Below are 3,775 nucleotides of genomic sequence, written 5' to 3'. Positions count from 1 at the left end.
TATCTGCAATTTTCACTTAGACTAGAACTATTTTAGCGATCAGCAGTGCGCATTTGTGAATGTTCAACACGCCCTAAATGACCTTTTTATAAAAAAAGAAGAACTGCTATGATGATTTTATTGGTTATTACTATCGTTTCAGCCGCGCTCATTATTGGGGCGTTATGGGGAACTTATGGCAAGCTTCCTAATTGGCTACAAGGCAACCTATTGGCTATTGCTGGTGGCGCGCTGATGCTCGCGGTAGTATTACAAATGCTGCAGCCAGCCGTAACCCACAGTGGGCTTTTGGCGACTATCGGCTTTACGCTATTAGGCGCCGGCGTATTTACGAGCATAGACTATCTTATAGACGAAAAACTACAAAGTAGTGGCGGCGGCGGTTTGCTTGCTGCGGTCACTTTAGATGGCGTGCCAGAGAATTTAGCACTAGGAGTATCACTAATCAGTGGTAATGTCATGCAAGTTGCGGCGCTTGCTGGCTCTATTTTGTTATCTAACTTACCAGAAGCTGCTGGCGGTGCTAAACAGATGAAGGAGTCCGGGTCGAGTAATAAAAAGATACTACTCATCTGGACAGGCGCTGCAGTGTTATTATCCGTAGCAGCTATCGCTGGTAACATTCTACTGCGTGATGTGTCTAAATCGACGATAAGCTTGATAGATTGTTTTGCAGCGGGCGCCGTGATTGCTTCACTGGCGACCGAAGTCTTTCCAGATGCTTTTAAAAAAGGCAATCATTGGGCGGGCATCAGTACCGCTATTGGGCTGATTCTAGCTTTAGGATTAGATCAATTAGGGGGTTAATAAAAAAGTTATGAGATAATAAGCTATCCGCTTATGCTACAAAATATGATTAATTTTGCTAAGATTGGTGGTTCGTTGAACACTTATAACGCGACTTAAAGTATAATCCGAAAATGACGTCAGCCTAATCGCTGGCGTTTTTTATTATTCAAATCGATAGCTTTTTGGACTAAAACCATTGCACATACTTATAAAAAGTTTGGCAAACCGCGGCTATGGATATGCTGCTGCACTAAGACTGATGATGGCGATAACAAATATGTCAGAAGGATAAAGCACTCCTTTGTCATCGATCCGTCCTCTTGTTGAGTTTACAACCGAAGTTTATGAGAAGGATTCACTTATGGAAATGACATTAAATGGTTATTACACCTTGATATTAGCAACATTCGTGCTACTACTCGGGCGTTTCTTAATCAAAAAAATCAAGGTATTAGAAGACTTTAATATTCCAGAACCTGTGGTTGGTGGCTTGGTCGCTGCGATGATTGTTTATGCGCTTAATTTGATTTGGGGCTATAGCTTCAACTTCCATCAAGGGCTGCAAACTGCGACAATGCTGATGTTCTTTGCTTCCATTGGCCTGAGTGCTGATTTTGGCAGACTCAAAGCGGGCGGCTCGCCATTATTTATCTTTACAGTGGTGGTATCGGTATTTATTATCTTGCAAGATATCGTCGGCGTTGCCATGGCAAGCGCGCTAGGACTTGATCCGATGCTTGGCTTAGTGACAGGCTCTATCGCTTTGACCGGCGGACACGGTACTGCAGGCGCGTGGGGCGTCGTGCTAGAAGAAGAGTATGGCGTTGTCGGTGCGACTACTTTAGGTATCGCGGTGGCCACTTATGGCTTGGTCGCAGGTGGTCTCGTCGGGGGTCCTGTCGCGCGTAAGCTCATCCGCAGACTAGGTATCAGCCCAAGCCAAGCTGATCCCAACCCAAGCGATATCGAAAAAGTCGCGAGCTCACAGTCGCTGTATAGTACTAAGCACGACGAGGATGAGATCCTAAACGACAAAGAAATCTTTGAAAAACCTGATCATATTCGTCTGATTACCGCCTCATCGACTATTGAGTCGTTAGCGCTATTTGCTGCCGCTTTGGCTTTTGCCGATATTATGACGGCAGTGGCCGAAGGCACTTGGTTTCAGCTGCCTACCTTCGTTTGGGCGTTAGCTGCTGGGGTCATCATTCGTAACTCCCTTACTATCGTCTTTAATTTTGAAATGTTTGACCGGGCGATCGATGTCATCGGTAACGCCTCTTTGAGTCTATTCTTAGCAATGGCGCTTCTATCACTGAAGCTTTGGCAATTGACTGATTTGGCAGGTCCTGTACTGATTATCCTGTTAGTCCAAACGCTTATTATGGTGATTTATGTGTACTTCATCACCTTCAGAGTTATGGGTAAAGATTACGATGCTGCAGTACTCGCTGCAGGTCACGGCGGGTTCGGTATGGGCGCAACCCCAACGGCGATTGCCAATATGCAGGCGGTCACCGATCGCTACTTGGCCTCGCCAAAAGCGTTTTTAATCGTGCCGATGGTTGGTGCCTTCTTTGTCGACATCGTGAACGCCACGATACTGCAGATATTTACTCAGCTCCCCTTTATGTAGATTTGTACCGTCAAACCAACAAGTTTTTAATTTATACAATAAACGTCAGCATCATGCTGGCGTTTTTTGGTTTAATAGTTTTTATCAAATTGTATATACTATGCTAAACCCTAATAGGCGAAGCGGCCATGCAAAGCGGTACTATCAAACACTGGAACCAAGATAAAGGCTACGGCTTTATCGATGTTGACGATCAAAGTGAGGACGTGTTTTTTCATATCAGCAGCGTACAATTATCGCAGCCTATCCATATCGGGCAGCACGTGTATTTTAACAGTACTCGCAATGACAAAAACCAGCTGCGTGCGACCGAAGTTTCTGACCCTACCTTGAGCCTTGAAGAAAGTACACCATCGAAAGGCCGCAATGATAAGACCAACCATTTGCATACAAGACAGCATACAGCGAAACGCTCAACGTACGGGCAGCATAAAAAAAGCCCGCTCACGTCGCTTATCTCCTTTATCGCTATTATTGCCGTCGCCGTCTATTTCTTTGGTGATATAAAATCAGCGCTGTTTGAGCAAGGGGCATTGACCGCTGATATCACGCCCAGCTATTCAGACTCTGCTCAAAGCGCTCATACCGCCATCACAGGCGACGCGCAAATTGATAACACTATCGCCCTAATTCAGCAAGGCGGGCCATATCCCTATCCTGCCAAGGATGGCACGACCTTTTATAACCGCGAAGGCCGCCTGCCTGCTCAGTCCAGCGGCTACTACCGCGAGTACACTGTGCCTACACCCGGCGTCTCACATCGCGGCGCTAGACGTATCGTCACCGGCGGCAATCCGCCCACTGTCTACTACTTAACGGTTGATCATTACGATAGCTTTAGACGATTAGAGGTAAACTAATATGAGCCAAGCCATTTACTATATAGACAAGGATACTGGTCTATGTGCTGAGCCAAACACTTGTAATCGTGCTTTTATTCCTGAGCAAGCTATCGATATCGCTGTGGGTAGAGTGCTTGATAAAACGTCACTATTGACGGCCTTAGATAACGCGCTTAATTTTCCTGATTACTTTGCGCACAATTGGGATAGTGCGTGGGACTGCTTAACCGATAGCGATGCCGAGCATTTGCGTTTGGATTTGACAGAGATTGAGCAGATAAACACGGAGGACTTTAAGGTGTTTAAAAGTATGATTGAGGATGCGTATCGGGATTTTGGTCGCCCGCAGTTGTGGATGGTTGGGAGTAATTCATAAGAGTGTGTAGTACGCTTTATATTGAAATAGTATTTAAATAATAATATCTAAATAATAGGGCGTGTTGAACATTCACAAATGCGCACTGCTGATCGCTAAAATAGTTCTAGTCGTCGTTAAAATTGCAGGTAA

At 45.4% G+C, this 3,775-nt stretch carries 4 protein-coding genes; all 4 read left to right on the top strand.

From position 1 onward, the window contains the following. Positions 1-108: 108 nt before the first annotated feature. Positions 109-807 (top strand): ZIP family metal transporter, encoded by a 699-nt coding sequence (locus tag AAEY83_RS12500; RefSeq protein WP_025646460.1) that lies wholly within the window; start codon positions 109-111, stop codon positions 805-807. Positions 808-1,150: 343 nt separating this feature from the next. Further along, positions 1,151-2,425, top strand: a complete 1,275-nt coding sequence (gene gltS / locus AAEY83_RS12495; protein ID WP_025646459.1) for a sodium/glutamate symporter — start codon at positions 1,151-1,153, stop codon at positions 2,423-2,425. A 128-nt stretch (positions 2,426-2,553) separates the two neighbouring features. Continuing rightward, on the top strand, positions 2,554-3,285 hold the full coding sequence (locus AAEY83_RS12490) for a ribonuclease domain-containing protein (protein ID WP_025646458.1): 732 nt from the start codon (positions 2,554-2,556) through the stop codon (positions 3,283-3,285). Between the two features lies 1 nt (position 3,286). Continuing rightward, positions 3,287-3,643 (top strand): barstar family protein, encoded by a 357-nt coding sequence (locus tag AAEY83_RS12485; protein WP_025646457.1) that lies wholly within the window; start codon positions 3,287-3,289, stop codon positions 3,641-3,643. Positions 3,644-3,775: the final 132 nt, after the last annotated feature.

Origin of the sequence: Psychrobacter sp. TB20-MNA-CIBAN-0197, assembly GCF_040309765.1 — a bacterium.
Taxonomy (GTDB): Bacteria; Pseudomonadota; Gammaproteobacteria; order Pseudomonadales; family Moraxellaceae; genus Psychrobacter; species Psychrobacter submarinus.
Note: the sequence above shows the minus strand (reverse complement) of the source record. Positions and strands in the feature narration are given on the sequence as shown.